The 13,895-nt window shown below is 27.9% G+C and carries 13 protein-coding genes, 1 tRNA gene and 1 rRNA gene; 5 read left to right on the top strand and 10 right to left on the bottom strand.

Features of this window, described 5'->3' with window-relative positions; all coding sequences use genetic code 11:
• The first annotated feature begins 246 nt into the window (after positions 1 to 246).
• Positions 247 to 368 (top strand): 5S ribosomal RNA (rrf, locus tag NL43_RS05130).
• A 122-nt stretch (positions 369 to 490) separates the two neighbouring features.
• A tRNA-Phe gene (locus NL43_RS05125) sits at positions 491 to 563 on the top strand.
• 347 nt (positions 564 to 910) lie between these two features.
• On the opposite strand, the gene NL43_RS08160 is transcribed toward NL43_RS05125, so the two are convergent.
• Positions 911 to 1,129 (bottom strand): hypothetical protein, encoded by a 219-nt coding sequence (locus NL43_RS08160; protein WP_084790419.1) that lies wholly within the window; start codon positions 1,127 to 1,129, stop codon positions 911 to 913.
• 166 nt (positions 1,130 to 1,295) lie between these two features.
• On the bottom strand, positions 1,296 to 2,819 hold the full coding sequence (locus NL43_RS05120) for a hypothetical protein (RefSeq protein ID WP_371325644.1): 1,524 nt from the start codon (positions 2,817 to 2,819) through the stop codon (positions 1,296 to 1,298).
• A gap of 141 nt (positions 2,820 to 2,960) precedes the next feature.
• Here NL43_RS05120 and NL43_RS05115 point away from each other — a divergent pair, with 141 nt between their 5' ends.
• Positions 2,961 to 3,767, top strand: a complete 807-nt coding sequence (locus NL43_RS05115) for a sulfite exporter TauE/SafE family protein (RefSeq protein ID WP_069592967.1) — start codon at positions 2,961 to 2,963, stop codon at positions 3,765 to 3,767.
• Positions 3,768 to 3,793: 26 nt separating this feature from the next.
• Here the strand turns inward: NL43_RS05115 and NL43_RS05110 are convergent, their stop codons facing one another.
• On the bottom strand, positions 3,794 to 6,238 hold the full coding sequence (locus NL43_RS05110) for a U32 family peptidase (RefSeq protein WP_069592966.1): 2,445 nt from the start codon (positions 6,236 to 6,238) through the stop codon (positions 3,794 to 3,796).
• 109 nt (positions 6,239 to 6,347) lie between these two features.
• Here NL43_RS05110 and tmk point away from each other — a divergent pair, with 109 nt between their 5' ends.
• The gene (gene tmk / locus NL43_RS05105; RefSeq protein WP_069592965.1) at positions 6,348 to 6,932 is read left to right on the top strand and encodes a dTMP kinase; all 585 of its coding nucleotides are present in this window, start codon (positions 6,348 to 6,350) and stop codon (positions 6,930 to 6,932) included.
• 47 nt (positions 6,933 to 6,979) lie between these two features.
• Here the strand turns inward: tmk and NL43_RS05100 are convergent, their stop codons facing one another.
• The 5 genes from NL43_RS05100 to NL43_RS05080 all read right to left on the bottom strand — a co-directional run bounded on the left by NL43_RS05100 (position 6,980) and on the right by NL43_RS05080 (position 12,056).
• Positions 6,980 to 7,315, bottom strand: coding sequence for a hypothetical protein (locus tag NL43_RS05100; protein WP_069592964.1), 336 nt, complete (start codon positions 7,313 to 7,315; stop codon positions 6,980 to 6,982).
• Positions 7,316 to 7,327: 12 nt separating this feature from the next.
• Positions 7,328 to 8,287, bottom strand: coding sequence for a tyrosine--tRNA ligase (locus tag NL43_RS05095; RefSeq protein ID WP_084790417.1), 960 nt, complete (start codon positions 8,285 to 8,287; stop codon positions 7,328 to 7,330).
• Between the two features lie 42 nt (positions 8,288 to 8,329).
• Positions 8,330 to 9,370 (bottom strand): 60S ribosomal export protein NMD3, encoded by a 1,041-nt coding sequence (locus NL43_RS05090; RefSeq protein ID WP_069592963.1) that lies wholly within the window; start codon positions 9,368 to 9,370, stop codon positions 8,330 to 8,332.
• Positions 9,371 to 9,485: 115 nt separating this feature from the next.
• Positions 9,486 to 9,899, bottom strand: a complete 414-nt coding sequence (locus NL43_RS05085) for a translation initiation factor IF-2 subunit beta (protein ID WP_069592970.1) — start codon at positions 9,897 to 9,899, stop codon at positions 9,486 to 9,488.
• A 150-nt stretch (positions 9,900 to 10,049) separates the two neighbouring features.
• Complete coding sequence (locus NL43_RS05080; protein ID WP_069592962.1) at positions 10,050 to 12,056, bottom strand: minichromosome maintenance protein MCM; 2,007 nt, start codon at positions 12,054 to 12,056, stop codon at positions 10,050 to 10,052.
• A 147-nt stretch (positions 12,057 to 12,203) separates the two neighbouring features.
• Between NL43_RS05080 and NL43_RS05075 the strand changes: the two genes are divergently transcribed.
• Positions 12,204 to 12,638, top strand: a complete 435-nt coding sequence (locus tag NL43_RS05075; RefSeq protein WP_069592961.1) for a hypothetical protein — start codon at positions 12,204 to 12,206, stop codon at positions 12,636 to 12,638.
• A 54-nt stretch (positions 12,639 to 12,692) separates the two neighbouring features.
• On the opposite strand, the gene NL43_RS05070 is transcribed toward NL43_RS05075, so the two are convergent.
• The gene (locus NL43_RS05070) at positions 12,693 to 13,310 is read right to left on the bottom strand and encodes an RlmE family RNA methyltransferase (RefSeq protein WP_069592960.1); all 618 of its coding nucleotides are present in this window, start codon (positions 13,308 to 13,310) and stop codon (positions 12,693 to 12,695) included.
• A 15-nt stretch (positions 13,311 to 13,325) separates the two neighbouring features.
• Positions 13,326 to 13,853, bottom strand: a complete 528-nt coding sequence (locus tag NL43_RS05065; RefSeq protein ID WP_069592959.1) for a metallophosphoesterase — start codon at positions 13,851 to 13,853, stop codon at positions 13,326 to 13,328.
• Positions 13,854 to 13,895 lie beyond the last annotated feature (42 nt).

Raw genomic sequence — 13,895 nt, 5'->3', positions numbered from 1 at the left:
TAATAATAGATTAGACTTTTAGTTCAAGGTTTATATAAGAATCATTTTCTTGTAATATTATTATAAGTATATTATGTTATTCTTATTCATGAGTCTAATGACACATGTTTTATTCTGAAAAACTATTTTTTTCTATTCTAGTTAGGTGTATTCAGTATTTGGATGATACTAGTTTTAATTTGGATATACATTGATGATTAGTAAAGTATATATATAATGACTTATATATATAATAACATTCATTGGTACGGCGACCATAGCGATAGGGTCACATCTGATCTCGTCTCGATCTCAGTAATAAAGTCTATCTACGTTCTGTCTTGTACTATAGGTGGTAAGTCTATGGGAATTTCGGAAAGTTGCCGGCCTTTTAATACTTATTAAAAAAAATTGCTTGTTTTATTATATTTTATTTGGAATTTATTATGTACTGTTCTAGTTTTTGTAGTAAGTTTAAGATTCTGTTTTTAATTTAATATTTTTATTAATTGCCGTGGTAGTTCAGTTGGGAGAACGCCAGACTGAAGATCTGGATGTCGCTGGTTCAAGTCCGGCCCACGGCATAAAATTTTTATAGCTTTTTTTTATAGTATTTTATAGTCTAATTTTTAACAATATTTTTTAATTAATATATTATTTATTTTATTTTCATGGTAACTTAAAAATAGTATGATTAACAGATTATTATATGTCATTTCTATTATATTTATAATAGATTAATACTTTAAGTTTAATTTTTAATTATTCTTAATCTGTAATGGATAGCTAGTATTAAAGTGTGACTGCCTGGTACGAGGGTTGCTCGGGGAGGGATGTTGGTAATCTACCTGTGATCTGGAGAGTTAGTAAACAGGCAATAACTTTTAATTAATTTTTAAAAAGAAAAAAGAGGGTTTTGGAGTTTATTTTTTTAGAATTTGTCTAATATATCTTTATAAACACTTTTCAATGGTTCTTCTGATTTTTCATATATTTTTTTAAGTATTAATTCGGGTGTACTATTAGCTAGATAGTTTATTTTTGGACTTCTATCTACTATTAAGTTATAGTTTTCATCAAGACCTTTTGCTTCTATTCCATCTGTTCTTATTTTTGTATTATTTGTTCTTTTTAGTATTTCGGGTGCCATATGTGTTACTATTATTGCATATGAATTTTTGTTTTGTATGTGTTCTATGAATCCTATGATTATTTTTATTGCTGCTTCTAGTTCGGTTATGGATTCTAGTTCATCAATTAATATTAATTGTTTTTCTTGTCCTATTGTGACTGGGATAAATGATGTTAGGAATGTTTCAAATGCTCCTGCATTTAATGATTGTTTTTTTGTAAAATAGTATATTTCGTTTGTTTTTGGTATTGTTGCTTTTTTTGGAGCAGACTCCTAATCCCATATGGGTCATTATGTTGTGTTGTCCTATTGTTTCAAGTAGTGTAGTTTTTCCTCCACTGTTTGCTCCTGTTAGTAGGATGATGTTATTTTCTTCATCCATATTGTATGTTACTTTTTGTGTTGTGATGTTGTTTATTTTTTCTTGTTGTTTTAGTGTTAGATGTAGACTGTCTGTTAGTTGATAGTTTTCACCTAGTTGGGGTATTGTTAAATCATAGAATTTGCTGAAGCTTGCTAATGTGAAGGAGTAGTCATAGTGTATTAATTCTTTTGTTTCATTTTCTACTTGTTTGTTGTATTTTTCAAGTAGTGTACATGCATTTAGTTGTTGTTCATATTCTTTGAGGTGTATGTTTGCTATTGCATTTTCTTGGACTCTTTTTATTTCTTCATAATCTAGTTCTAGTGGATATTTTATTATAAATGGATCAAATAGTAGTCCTGTTTCGTTACTTATTTCTTCTTTTGCTTCATCTAGTACTTCGTTGAATATTGTCATTATCTTTGGTGGAAGTTCTCCTTCATTATTTAGTAGTTGTAGTATTTCGTCTCCTTCTAGTGCTATGTTTTTTATTGCTTCGTTTATTGTTTCATTGGATTTGTCTTTTATGTCTTCGATAATATCTAGGATAGCTACTTTATTTTTCTTTTCGAGTTGTATATTATCTAATGCTTCTAGTACTTCATTTATACAACTTTCCATTCCAAGGTATTGTCTTAGGTTGTATACATTTTCTAGTATTTCTCTGTTTTGTTTGTAGTATTCTAGTATTATGTTTGGTTGTATTTCATAGTCTGGGCTGCTGTTACTTATTGTTACAATGTTTGTTGTTTCACCTGGATCCATATTGTATTCATTATATAGGTATATTACAAATTCAAATTCATTTAGATTTACTTGGTCTTCTAGTGGATATACATTACAATATTTGTTGAATCCTTTTTGTAGTAGTGATAGGTAATCTTCATAGTCTTCACATATTATTGCATACACATCATTGAATTTTGGTTTTATTTCTTTTTGTAATGGTTTTATCTTTTCATATAGTGTTCTAATGTATTGATAGTCTAGGTCTTGTGTTTCGTTTATTGTTTTTTCTATGAGTTTATTTGTTTCTTTTATTTCATCATAGTTTGTTGTAGGACTTAATAGAAGTACTCTGTTTCTTGCATAGTCAGTGTTTGCAAATTCTATTATTCTTTTTATTATATCTTCATAGATATTTTGTGATTGTTCTGTTTTTAAGAAGTTGTTTTCTTTGTTTCCATGAATATATCTTACTATTTCTAATGCTTTTTTTTGACTTAATCCTGTTATATTCATTAGTTTGTCTATATCATAATTTTTCATTGAATTTACAAATTCATCATATGATCCGTATGTTTGAATTATTTTATTGATTAATTTACTTCCTACACCTTTTATATTTTCTATATCGAATATATGACAGCCCTCCCTATTTTTTAGATTATATATTTTAAAAAAGATAATTAATATATAATTATTAGTTTATCTTATGATAAGTTTTTATTTATTATATTAAAAATGTATATGGTGGTTATTTTTATGGATTTTATTGTTTATATTATTCTTTTAATTATTGGTGGATGTTTTGGGGGTGGTATGGCTGGACTTTTAGGTGTTGGTGGAGGTTTAATTTTTACTCCTATTCAGTATTATCTTTTATTGGCTTCTGGTGTTGAACAATCAATAGCTTTGCCAATGGCTTTTGCAACTAGTCTTGCTGTTATTTTTGTGACAATGATAAGGGGTAGTTATGAGCATTGGCATAATGGTTTTGTTGTGATGGATTATCTTCCTTTGTTAATGATTTTAGGTTTTATTGGAGCAATTACTGGTGCTTTTATTTCAACACATATTGATGTTGGTTTTCTTCAATTCTTATTTGGTTTAATGTGTATTGTTGTTGTAATTAATATGATTTTAATTAAATATCCTGATAATGATGATAATATTAGTAAAAGTAGAATTAAACATGCGTTACTTGGGTTAGTTGCAGGTTTACTTTGTGGATTACTTGGTGTGGGTGGTGGAATTATTATGATTCCTGTGTTAACTATACTTCTTAAGTATCCTACTCATAAAGCTATTGGAACTTCTTCTGCTTCTATTATTGCAACATCTCTTGGGGGTTTAATTGCATATATTATTATTGGGTGGAATGTAGTAGGTCTTCCTGAGTTTTCATTAGGTTATGTAAATATGGTACAGTTTATTGTTTTAACATTAATTAGTACTATTGTTGTGGGTTATGCAGCAAAATTATCAAAAAATGTTAATGATAGCATTTTAAAAGTATTTCATATACTAGTAGTATTATATATTGGACTAAAAATGTTAGGTGTATTATAAAAATAGTTTAAGGAGTTATAATTTTATTATTTATAAACTCCTCTTTCAAAATTACAAGGGTAAAATTCATTATTCTTAGTCAAAGTTAATGAGCTTTTTTTGTTATTTATTTTATCTTCAAAATACTTGATTATATTCTCAGTATCTTCTAAGTTAAAAAATCTAGAATCAATACTTAGACTTGAAATTGATGTATCATATATTTTATCAAGATGTTCTGATAAATCAAGTAATCTGTAATCAAATATATGACTATGATTATAACAGTCAAATAATAATTTAAATTTGTTATGTCTTTTATCAACAAGGTAGTAATAATCGGTTCTATATGAATCTAATAGATTTTCAAAGTCATCTTCACTTAACATTAATTGAACATTACCAAATACAATATATTCTAGTGAACAATAATTTTTTAATTTCTTAATATCATTATATGATAATTCATTGGAAATTGTTAATCTTTCAAATCCGGGATTTTCACTTAGTGTTTTAATAGAATAATTGTTATATATGTTCAAATTATTCCCATAACAATTAGTATCTAATTCATTAGCTACTCCAATATTATCTGTTTGAACTTTAATATCAATATCTTCATAATTGAATTTAAGTAGAATTTCACTAACATGTCCAATTTCATTATCAAGTAAAAGTTGTGGCAAAATCCATACTAATTTTTTATCTCCAATTATTTTTTTTACTTCTCTAAGTTCATCATATATATTTTGACAATAATCTTTTATGGAATCATAGTTATAACTTCCATCATAATATACTGTGTCTATATAATCATATTTTGTAATGATTTCTGCTTGTTGTATTTTATTAATGTATATATTCCATGTTTTATCAGAATCTATGTTATTTTTATTATGGTAATGTTCTTTTTTAAATGATTCAATATTATCTTGAATTTTTTGTATTTTTCCTTTTGGTGGAATATATGATTTACGTATATTTTTTGCTATTATTTCAAGTAATGATCGTCTTATATTATTTAATGAGGACATTGGCATAAATAAGTTATCTTGGAAGTTTTCATAGTCTATTTTATTGATTTTAAATGTAGTATTTCCTGTTTTTCGTAATTGTTTGTTTACAGTATCTTTTGTCAATGGCTTATTTTTTGCTTCTTCAAATACTTCTTTACTTGTATATGTAACTGGTTTTTTAAGATTATCTGAAGTACATTTTATTACCATTTGACTATTATTATTTATACTAATATTAAGATTAAGTCCTATTTTATGAAGGTGTTTTTGATTTATTATTGATTTGGTCTTATCCTGTAAATATTTTGAATAAGTGATATAGACCATTGAGTCTTCTTCCACTGGAATATTCTTTTTATTGAGTAATGTGATTTTATTCTTTGTCTGTGAAATAATTTTACTAACATACATACCACAACTTTCATTCTCATACTCAAATTTAAGACCATCACCATTAACAATCTTTGTAGGAAAACGACGATTACCAAACTTAATAGTAATCTTATTTTCTTCAACTTTAATCACACGACCTATAGGATAACCTTGACTACCAGAACGTTCACGACCAACAACATCATCAGAACTATTTTCATTAATATAACCACTAGTTAAACCTCTATTAAATGCAAGATTAAGTAATAAGAAATCATCTGCATTATAATTACCTTCAACTGCTTGTTTATAACAATAAGTACTACTTGAAACATACTCCTTAGCTTTCATACGACCTTCAATCTTAATAGAATCAATACCAGCATCAATAAAATCCTTAACATTATTATAAGTACAAAGATCCTTAGTACTAAGAAGATAAGTACTATCTGTAAGAGGAACATTATATGAATCCTCAAGAATATATCTCATACGACAAGGTTGAGCACATAAACCTCTATTACCACTACGTCCACCTAAAAATGAGGACATAAGACATTGACCTGAATAACAATAACAAAGAGCACCATGACCAAACACTTCTATATTAATATCATGATTAAATTCATGAAGCTTAGATACAATAGTTTTAATTCGAGTTAATGGAACTTCTCGTGAAATATTAACATTACTAAAACCATTTTCACTTAACCATTTAACAAAGGAATAATCATAAATAGTCATTTGAGTAGAAGCATGTAATTCTAAATCAGGAATCAACTCTCTAACAATAGATGCAAGACCAATATCTTGAATAATCACAGCATCAGCACCATGACTATAAAGATAAAAAACATAATCTAAAACATCAATAAGTTCTGATTCAAGAATAGAAATATTCACAGTTACAAAAACCTTAACATTAAATTTATGGCAGAAATTAATAGCATTTTTCAAACCATCATAATTAAAATTATCAGCAAAATCTCTAGCACCATATTTATTTCCTGATAAATACACATAATCTGCTCCACTAAAAACAGCTGCAGGTAAAACATCCTCAGAACCTACTGGTGCTAATATTTTACAATCATCATTAGCCAAACTATTTTCCTCCTAGAAATAACATATTATATAATATAATATTTGACTTAATAATTAAAATAGAATTAGTTTAAAATATAATAATATATAATCTAGAGAGTTAAAAAAAATGTACATAGTATTAGAAGGAATAGATGGTGCAGGAAAATCAACACAAACACAATTATTAAAAGAATGGCTAACTACAAAAAATTATGAAACAAAGATAATAGTAGAACCAACAAATTCTGAAATAGGTCAACTAATAAGAAAACAACTACTCAAAGAAGAATCAACAAATGATATAAATCAACAAATGCTAGCATTACTATTTGCAGCAGACAGATTAACACTAAAACAAGAAATACTAGATGCAAAAAACTCAGATAAAATAATACTAAGTGATAGATCCTTTTATTCAAGTATATGCTACCAGAATAATGAGTCAATAGATATTAGTTGGGTGGCAAATATAAACATACACACACCACAACCTGATCTTACAATAATACTTGATTTAAATGAACAGGATGCTATAAAACGTTGTGATAAAGAAGAAGTATTTGAAACTATTACATTTCTTGAAAAAACAAGAAAAAACTATCTTAAACTATTAAAAACAGAAAAAAACATAATAAAAATAGATGCAACACCATCAACAGAAGAAGTTCAAGAAGAAATACGTGAAAAAATAGCTACAATATTAAAAATATAATATTTATTTTCAAATAACTTTTTTTTTAAAAAAATAGTAAAGAGGGTTTAAAAATCTAATCTTTCCCTCATAATATCAACAATGTAATTAATTGCATCATTAACATCATATAATGTTCCATGTAATTGAGGACCTTCATCAGATTGTTTAAGTTGCACATCAAATTTATCAACAGCTTGTTTTATTTCACTTACTGTAGGGCCTGGTGGTAATGTAACATCAACCACATGCTTAGTAGCACGTCTTAAATCTTCAAGTTCTCCTTCAAATAGAATAATTCCCTTATCAGTTTGAAGCATATTCAAATGATATTCATCAATCATTTCATCTACTTGTCTTGGCTGCATACCTGATAAAACTCTCATTGTATGTTTTGCACACATTATCTCACCAAATTATAGATTTTCCATATATTCACGTGCAGGAGCAAGAATATCAATTAAATATTTACTAACTGTATTTTTCAAGTCCATTGGATGTAATTCTTCTTTAGCATAGATATCTAATAATTCTTCTTCTGTTAATTCAAGATTTCCACCAAATTTTTCAGGTCTTTCAATTAACATGGTTTCATTTTCATCATAGATGTAGTAATGAGCAAGTTCAAGTACAGGGTTATCTTCAATAACACCAGTAGGGCAGAAACTTTTATTAATTTTATTTTTAATATCTTTTGGTGAATCATCTATTGCAATAAAGTTTCCTTTACTACTTGACATTTTATCAGATCCATCAGTTCCATGAATTAATGGGATGTGGATACATACTGGAGCTTCAAGTCCTAATTTTGGAAGAACTTCTCTAGCTAACATATGGATTTTTCTTTGTTCCATACCTCCAACTGCAACATTAGCTTTAAGATCATGAATATCCATAACCTGCATAATTGGATATAAAGCTTCTGCTACATTATGTGCATCTCCTCTTGAAATTTGTGCCATACTACGTTGTGCTCTTTGAATTGTTGTTAATGTGGATGCATGGAATACATTAACGATGTATTCAGGAGTCATACGGTCTGATCCATATATAAATTCAGTTGTTTCTTCACTTAAGCCTAATGCTTTGAAACATTCAATGTTGTATGCTGCTGTTTCATTTAATTCTTCAAGTGTTCCTTTACCATTAAGGTATGCATGTAAGTTAGCAATAAATATTTTAATTTTAAAACCAGCATCTTGTAATGCTTTCATTCTTTTTATTGTTAAAGCATGACCTAGGTGTATTTTACCTGATGGTTCAAATCCAACATAAGCTACTTTTTCATCCTTTTTTAATAATTCTTTTAATTCATCTATTTCTATGATTTCTACTGTGTTTCTTGAAATATTTTCTATAGCAGTATCTATGTCCATTTATTTTCCTCCCTCATTTTCAAGTTAGTAAATATATTTATATTATAATACTATGTATATCATATCTTTTATTTTTATGACATTTATTTCTTGACCAATAGTTATATTATTCATAGATTCAGTTTTTTTAAGATCTACTGTCATATATGTGTCAGGGTCAAGTATTTGGATTTCTGTTGGTGTTATATTAGTGACTGTTGTTTGTCTAATATCTTCTTGTGTCCCAATTTTTTTTATTTTATCATATTCTTTCCATGTGAGTGATTCTAGTTCATTTGTACTTAGATTTACTCCTGAAAATTTATGACTTCCAATTTTCTTTATTTGTAGAATTTTATCTTCATGTTCTATGAATTCATTTCTATGGAATGCAGGTAATCTAACAGATAACCATGTACGATATAAGTCCTTACTTCTTGATTTATCATGACCTACAATCTTTCTAGATTCAGTAATAACGCCACCAAACTGTTTTTGCATATTAACTGCAATTTTATGTGCTGCATTATATGAACCAACTTGATAGTCAATTCCTTCTTTAAGAACAATACGTTCTGTAACATAAGCTAATTTATTAGTCTTACAAATTCTTTGTATTTCATTTGCTATGAATTCATCAGCTTCTCTTATTTCATAATCATCTAGTTTTCTATCATCTGCTCTTAATTGAATTACAGCTTCATAGTATCCAGAATGAAATTTACTACAATCAGGACATACACCTTTTTCTACTTTTACTTCAATAGGGTATGTTTTTTCAATTGGTTCATTAATTATTTCACCATATACATGAAGTATACATTCATATACTGTGCCTCTATTATTAGTAATTTCAGTTGTAATATCTACATTTTTTAGTTTTTCATTGATTTTAATATCTTTGTAGATAGCATCATTAATAATTTCATCATCATAGTATCCTGTTTGAACCCATTTTTCATGTTTTAATGTGGCTCCACAATGAGAACATACGGTAAATTTAGCATATTCTGGTACTTTTATAAGTTCAAATTCTTTAAGATAACAGCTTTTACATAATCCTTCATATAGTTTTTCTTCACTGTTACATAATATACAAAACATTTAATCACTCAGTATTTGATTATATGAATAAATAAGTTTATATTTATTTTTTAATAAAAAAAAGTTTTTTTCTTGTTTTAAGGAGCTTAAAAAATATAATAGTATGTTTATACTATTATAATGATTTGAGTGGTGCTCTAGCTCCACATGCACTACATTTAAGCATATCAATACGATCTTCACGTATAATGATTGTATCTGGTCTGTTACATTCATGACACATTACAAAGTTATCTACATATTCATTTATACGATCGTTAATTACATAGTGGGTAAATTTACCTTGAAGTATAGCACGATTTCCTTCAACATTTCCTGAAGTACCTAATTCTCTTAATAAGTATTTGAGAACATGTTGAGGGTCTCTGTTTAATGTTCTGGATACATCACCAAAGTTTTTGATAATTGTACGATTTCCTTGAATAACAGAGTATCCTTTTGGTATTTTAAATCTTTTTGCTTCAAAGATTTTATCTGGTAATTGATCATAAGCTTGATCTAATAGTTCTTCATATTCTTTAAAGTCCATATCGTCTTTTCTAGCCATTAAATTTTACCTCCCTTTGGATAATTCATTGATTATATTGATTTATAAAAAGTTCATGTTATAATTAAATGATAATTATACAGTATATTATAATATTTTATAAATCATTATTAATTAATTTTATTAAATTATCTAAGCTACTTTAAAGTGGTCTGGTGAAGGTTCATATATAACACCTTTACTTTTAAGCATATTAATAAGATTATCAACTTTATTTTCATCAATATTATATTTATCTGCTAGTTCAGCATAAACAATATTTCTAGGAGCATTTCCTTCATATTCTTCAGATAATTCTTTAATAACATCAGTAACTATGTTTATTTTATCTCTTTCTGATTTCGATGTTCTACCTTCTACTTTATCAATATCTACTTTACCTGTATCTGGATCATATCCTACTTGTTTCATACAATCTTCTTGTAGTTTAATAGCTCTTTCAGCATCTTCTTTCAATACTTCATTACTTAATCTTATACGAGCACTAGCTTCGGATAAACGTACAAGAGCTTCTAGTTGACGAGCAGTAATTGGTACTGGGGCTTCTTCATCAATAGCACCACTACGCATAGTTACATAAAAGTCTTGCAATACTTTTGCTGCTTCCTTGGTTAATGTAGGTTGTACATTTCTACGTGCATATGCAATATATTTTCTCATTAATTCAGGTTCAATTACATAAGGGATTGTGCTTTCTTGATGTATTTTAAGAATATGTCCTGCTAAGCTATGATCACGTTCTGCATTTGGTTTATCTTCAATAATGAATATTAAATCAAAACGTGATAAAATTGGTGATGGTAAATCAATTTGTTCAGCAATAGATTTATAACGGTCAAATCTACCAAATTTAGGGTTTGCTGCAGCAAGTACACTACAACGACTGTTTAATGTAGCCATAATACCTGCTTTTGCTATTGATATTGTTTGTTGTTCCAATGCTTCGTGTATTGCAGATCTATCTTCTTCACGCATTTTGTCTAATTCGTCTACACATACATTACCTTTATCTCCAAGTACAAGAGCACCTGCTTCTAGGCTCCAACCACCGAGATCATCACGTACAGCAGCTGCAGTAAGTCCCACTCCACTTGTACCTTTACCACTTGTGTAAATACCTCTTGGTGCAAGTTTGGATACATATTTCAGTATCTGAGATTTACCAATACCGGGATCTCCTACAATAAGTATATGCATATCTCCTCTAATACGTGTTTTATCTTCAAGCTCTTTTGCAGTACCTCCAAATAATTGGAATGCAATAGCTTCTTTTACTTCATAATAACCTTGTATTGATGGTGCAGTAGAATCAATAATCTTATCATAAATATCAGGAGATTTTGCTAATTCTATAATTTCTTTTTCATCTTCTTCATCAATGTGTAATTCTTCAAATTCTTGTTCTAATGGTTCAAAATAATTACCATAAATGTAGTTGTTGAATCGTTTTGTTCGTTCATCACGATTTGTTTTTAAAATACCTGTTACTCTAACCTTATCTCCAGGAGTTAAAGTATCAACCATATCATCTTCGAGGATGATATTTATTTGTCTTGGTTGATCTCCTCCAGATAGGTTTTCAAGGGGTTCTTGTAGTTTTACTGTTTGAGTATCCATGTATCTTGATTCATCTTGAATTAATTTAAATGAACGTCCACCACATTCACTGCATACTGCAGGTTCATGAATAATATTTGATTTTTGTTCAACTTCATGTATTCTCATACAGCTTCTACATTCAAAAACAGCTGTTATTATACGTGGATGAATTTCATCAGTTTTACGTACAATACCATCAACGGCAACAAATTTACCAATAAATTCACTACGTAAAAATCGTAGTGGTACAATATTACGTACATTTTTAAATCGCACATTTAACTGTGCATTTTTCCGTTGTGGATCTATATTTACAATAGATTTACTTGCTGCTTCAAGGGTTTCATCAGGTTTTTCAATTAATAAATCAGCAGAGTCTGGATCAAACATCTCTAAATCATTATAATCAACAATAACTGATTTTTCCTCAGGATACATATCTAAAACTGCAAATACTTCATCTTTACAACGAGTACTGAAGAATTCTTCAAGTTTTACAGTTGATGATGTAAATGAATTTCTATTAGTTTCTACTGTCATATATTATTATTTTATTTAGCTCATGTTTTTTATTATTTAGGTTGAATATTTTTTTAATATATAACTAGTATAATATTAATACTCTGAAAAATAAAAGTTTAAATAACTAACAAATTGATATATCATGTAACGTATCAGAGGTTTTGTATGAAAAGATCAAGGTTGAAATTATTTAAAACAACTTCTCTAACAATTTCATTAATTGGTATAATTTTAATTTTATTAACTTTATTTGTTGTTGGTTATATATTTGTTTCAGGAGTAACTAATTCTGTATCCACAACTGTTAATAGTGGAGCATCTTATGATGATTTAAATCAATTAAAGATGGAGTATAATAATTTATCTCAAAAATACACTTCTTTAAATCAGCAATTAGGAACAATGCCTGATGCAAATGTTAAAACAATGTTTAATAATGGGAAAATAAAACTCTCAGAATCGAATCAGACTTTAACTGAACTTGAAAGTGATATTGGTAATGGTAAATCTGATCAATTCATTAAAAATAAAATTAGTCAGGTAAGAGAAGAATTAAAAGAAGCTGAAGGAATTTATAATAATATAACAGCAAGTAAATAAGTTGTCATTTATCCTTCATTTATTTATCTTTTTTTAAATTTTTATATTAATTAGTTATTTACCGCCCTTAAATCCTCGTGCAATAACATACATTTCAGCACTACGTTTACGGGATGAATTAGGTTTGGTGGTTTTAACATTTCTGAACTTTTTCTTAAGTCTTTTAATTAATTCTTGGTAAGCTTCACCTTGGAATGCTTTCATAATAAGATTACCTTCATTTTTTAGGATATTTTCAGTAATATCAATAACAGCCATTGCAAGGTCATATGCTTTGAAATTATCTATATCTTTAATTCCAGTTAATTTGGGTGATGCATCAGATAATATAACATCTGCTTTACCATCAATTAATTCAATAATTGTCTCCTGTATTTCAGGGGTGGTGAAATCTCCTTTTACACCTGTATATGCTTCATGGTCTATTGGTTTAATGTATTCTAGGTCCACACTAATTATTTGACCAGTTCCTTCTTCACCAATTACATCAGCTACTACTTGACTCCAGCCTCCTGGTGCAGCACCAAGGTCAACAACATTGTAATCTGGTTTTAATAAATTATATTTCTTATCTAATTGTTTTATTTTATATGAAGCTCTTGAACGATAATTTTGTTTTTTAGCTAATTTATAATAATGTTCTTTATCATGTTTTGCTTTCCAACGACTCATAAATAACATTCCTCCTTATTTAAATTGTGAAAAATCCAAAGCTTTGCATGTAGGTCTTCCTACTTTAATAATATCTGCTTTAACTTCTGATCCTTCAATTTCAAGTAACATAACTGTAGGATCAGTTAAACGTGGTTGTGTTGGACTACCTGGATTAAGAAGTAACACATCATTTATTTGTTCTATCATAGCTTGATGAGTATGTCCACTTATTAATACATCTACTCCTAATTCTTTAGCTTTATAATATAATTGTTGAGTATCACCTTTTGGATATACAACACCATGGATTAAGCCTACTTTCAAATCTTCTATTTCTATTACTTCACTTTCATTAAGTCCTAAATTAGGATCACAATTTCCATGTACTGCTGTAACAGGTGCAATTTTTTCTAATGATTCAATAACACTTAATGATTCAATATCTCCTGCATGTAATATCATATCCACATTATCAAATACATTAAAAACAATTTCTGGAATTTCATAGGATCTAAATGGAATATGTGTATCTGATATAACTCCGATTAACATGTAATTCACCTTTGATTATTATATTTGTTTTTATTATGTAAAATAAATTAT

The sequence above is a fragment of the Methanosphaera sp. WGK6 genome (genome assembly GCF_001729965.1).
Taxonomy (GTDB): Archaea; Methanobacteriota; Methanobacteria; order Methanobacteriales; family Methanobacteriaceae; genus Methanosphaera.
This window is presented reverse-complemented; position numbering and strand designations above follow the sequence as displayed.

Excerpts from the sequence above, each read along its gene's own strand:
- NL43_RS05075 (WP_069592961.1), top strand. The coding sequence starts at position 12,204 with ATGAAAAGATCAAGGTTGAAATTATTTAAAACAACTTCTCTAACAATT.
- NL43_RS05085 (WP_069592970.1), bottom strand. The coding sequence starts at position 9,899 with ATGGACTTTAAAGAATATGAAGAACTATTAGATCAAGCTTATGATCAA.
- NL43_RS05095 (WP_084790417.1), bottom strand. The coding sequence starts at position 8,287 with ATGGACATAGATACTGCTATAGAAAATATTTCAAGAAACACAGTAGAA.
- NL43_RS05090 (WP_069592963.1), bottom strand. The coding sequence starts at position 9,370 with ATGTTTTGTATATTATGTAACAGTGAAGAAAAACTATATGAAGGATTA.
- NL43_RS08160 (WP_084790419.1), bottom strand. The coding sequence starts at position 1,129 with ATGGCACCCGAAATACTAAAAAGAACAAATAATACAAAAATAAGAACA.
- NL43_RS05100 (WP_069592964.1), bottom strand. The coding sequence starts at position 7,315 with ATGTGTGCAAAACATACAATGAGAGTTTTATCAGGTATGCAGCCAAGA.
- tmk (WP_069592965.1), top strand. The coding sequence starts at position 6,348 with ATGTACATAGTATTAGAAGGAATAGATGGTGCAGGAAAATCAACACAA.
- NL43_RS05115 (WP_069592967.1), top strand. The coding sequence starts at position 2,961 with ATGGATTTTATTGTTTATATTATTCTTTTAATTATTGGTGGATGTTTT.
- NL43_RS05070 (WP_069592960.1), bottom strand. The coding sequence starts at position 13,310 with ATGAGTCGTTGGAAAGCAAAACATGATAAAGAACATTATTATAAATTA.
- NL43_RS05080 (WP_069592962.1), bottom strand. The coding sequence starts at position 12,056 with ATGACAGTAGAAACTAATAGAAATTCATTTACATCATCAACTGTAAAA.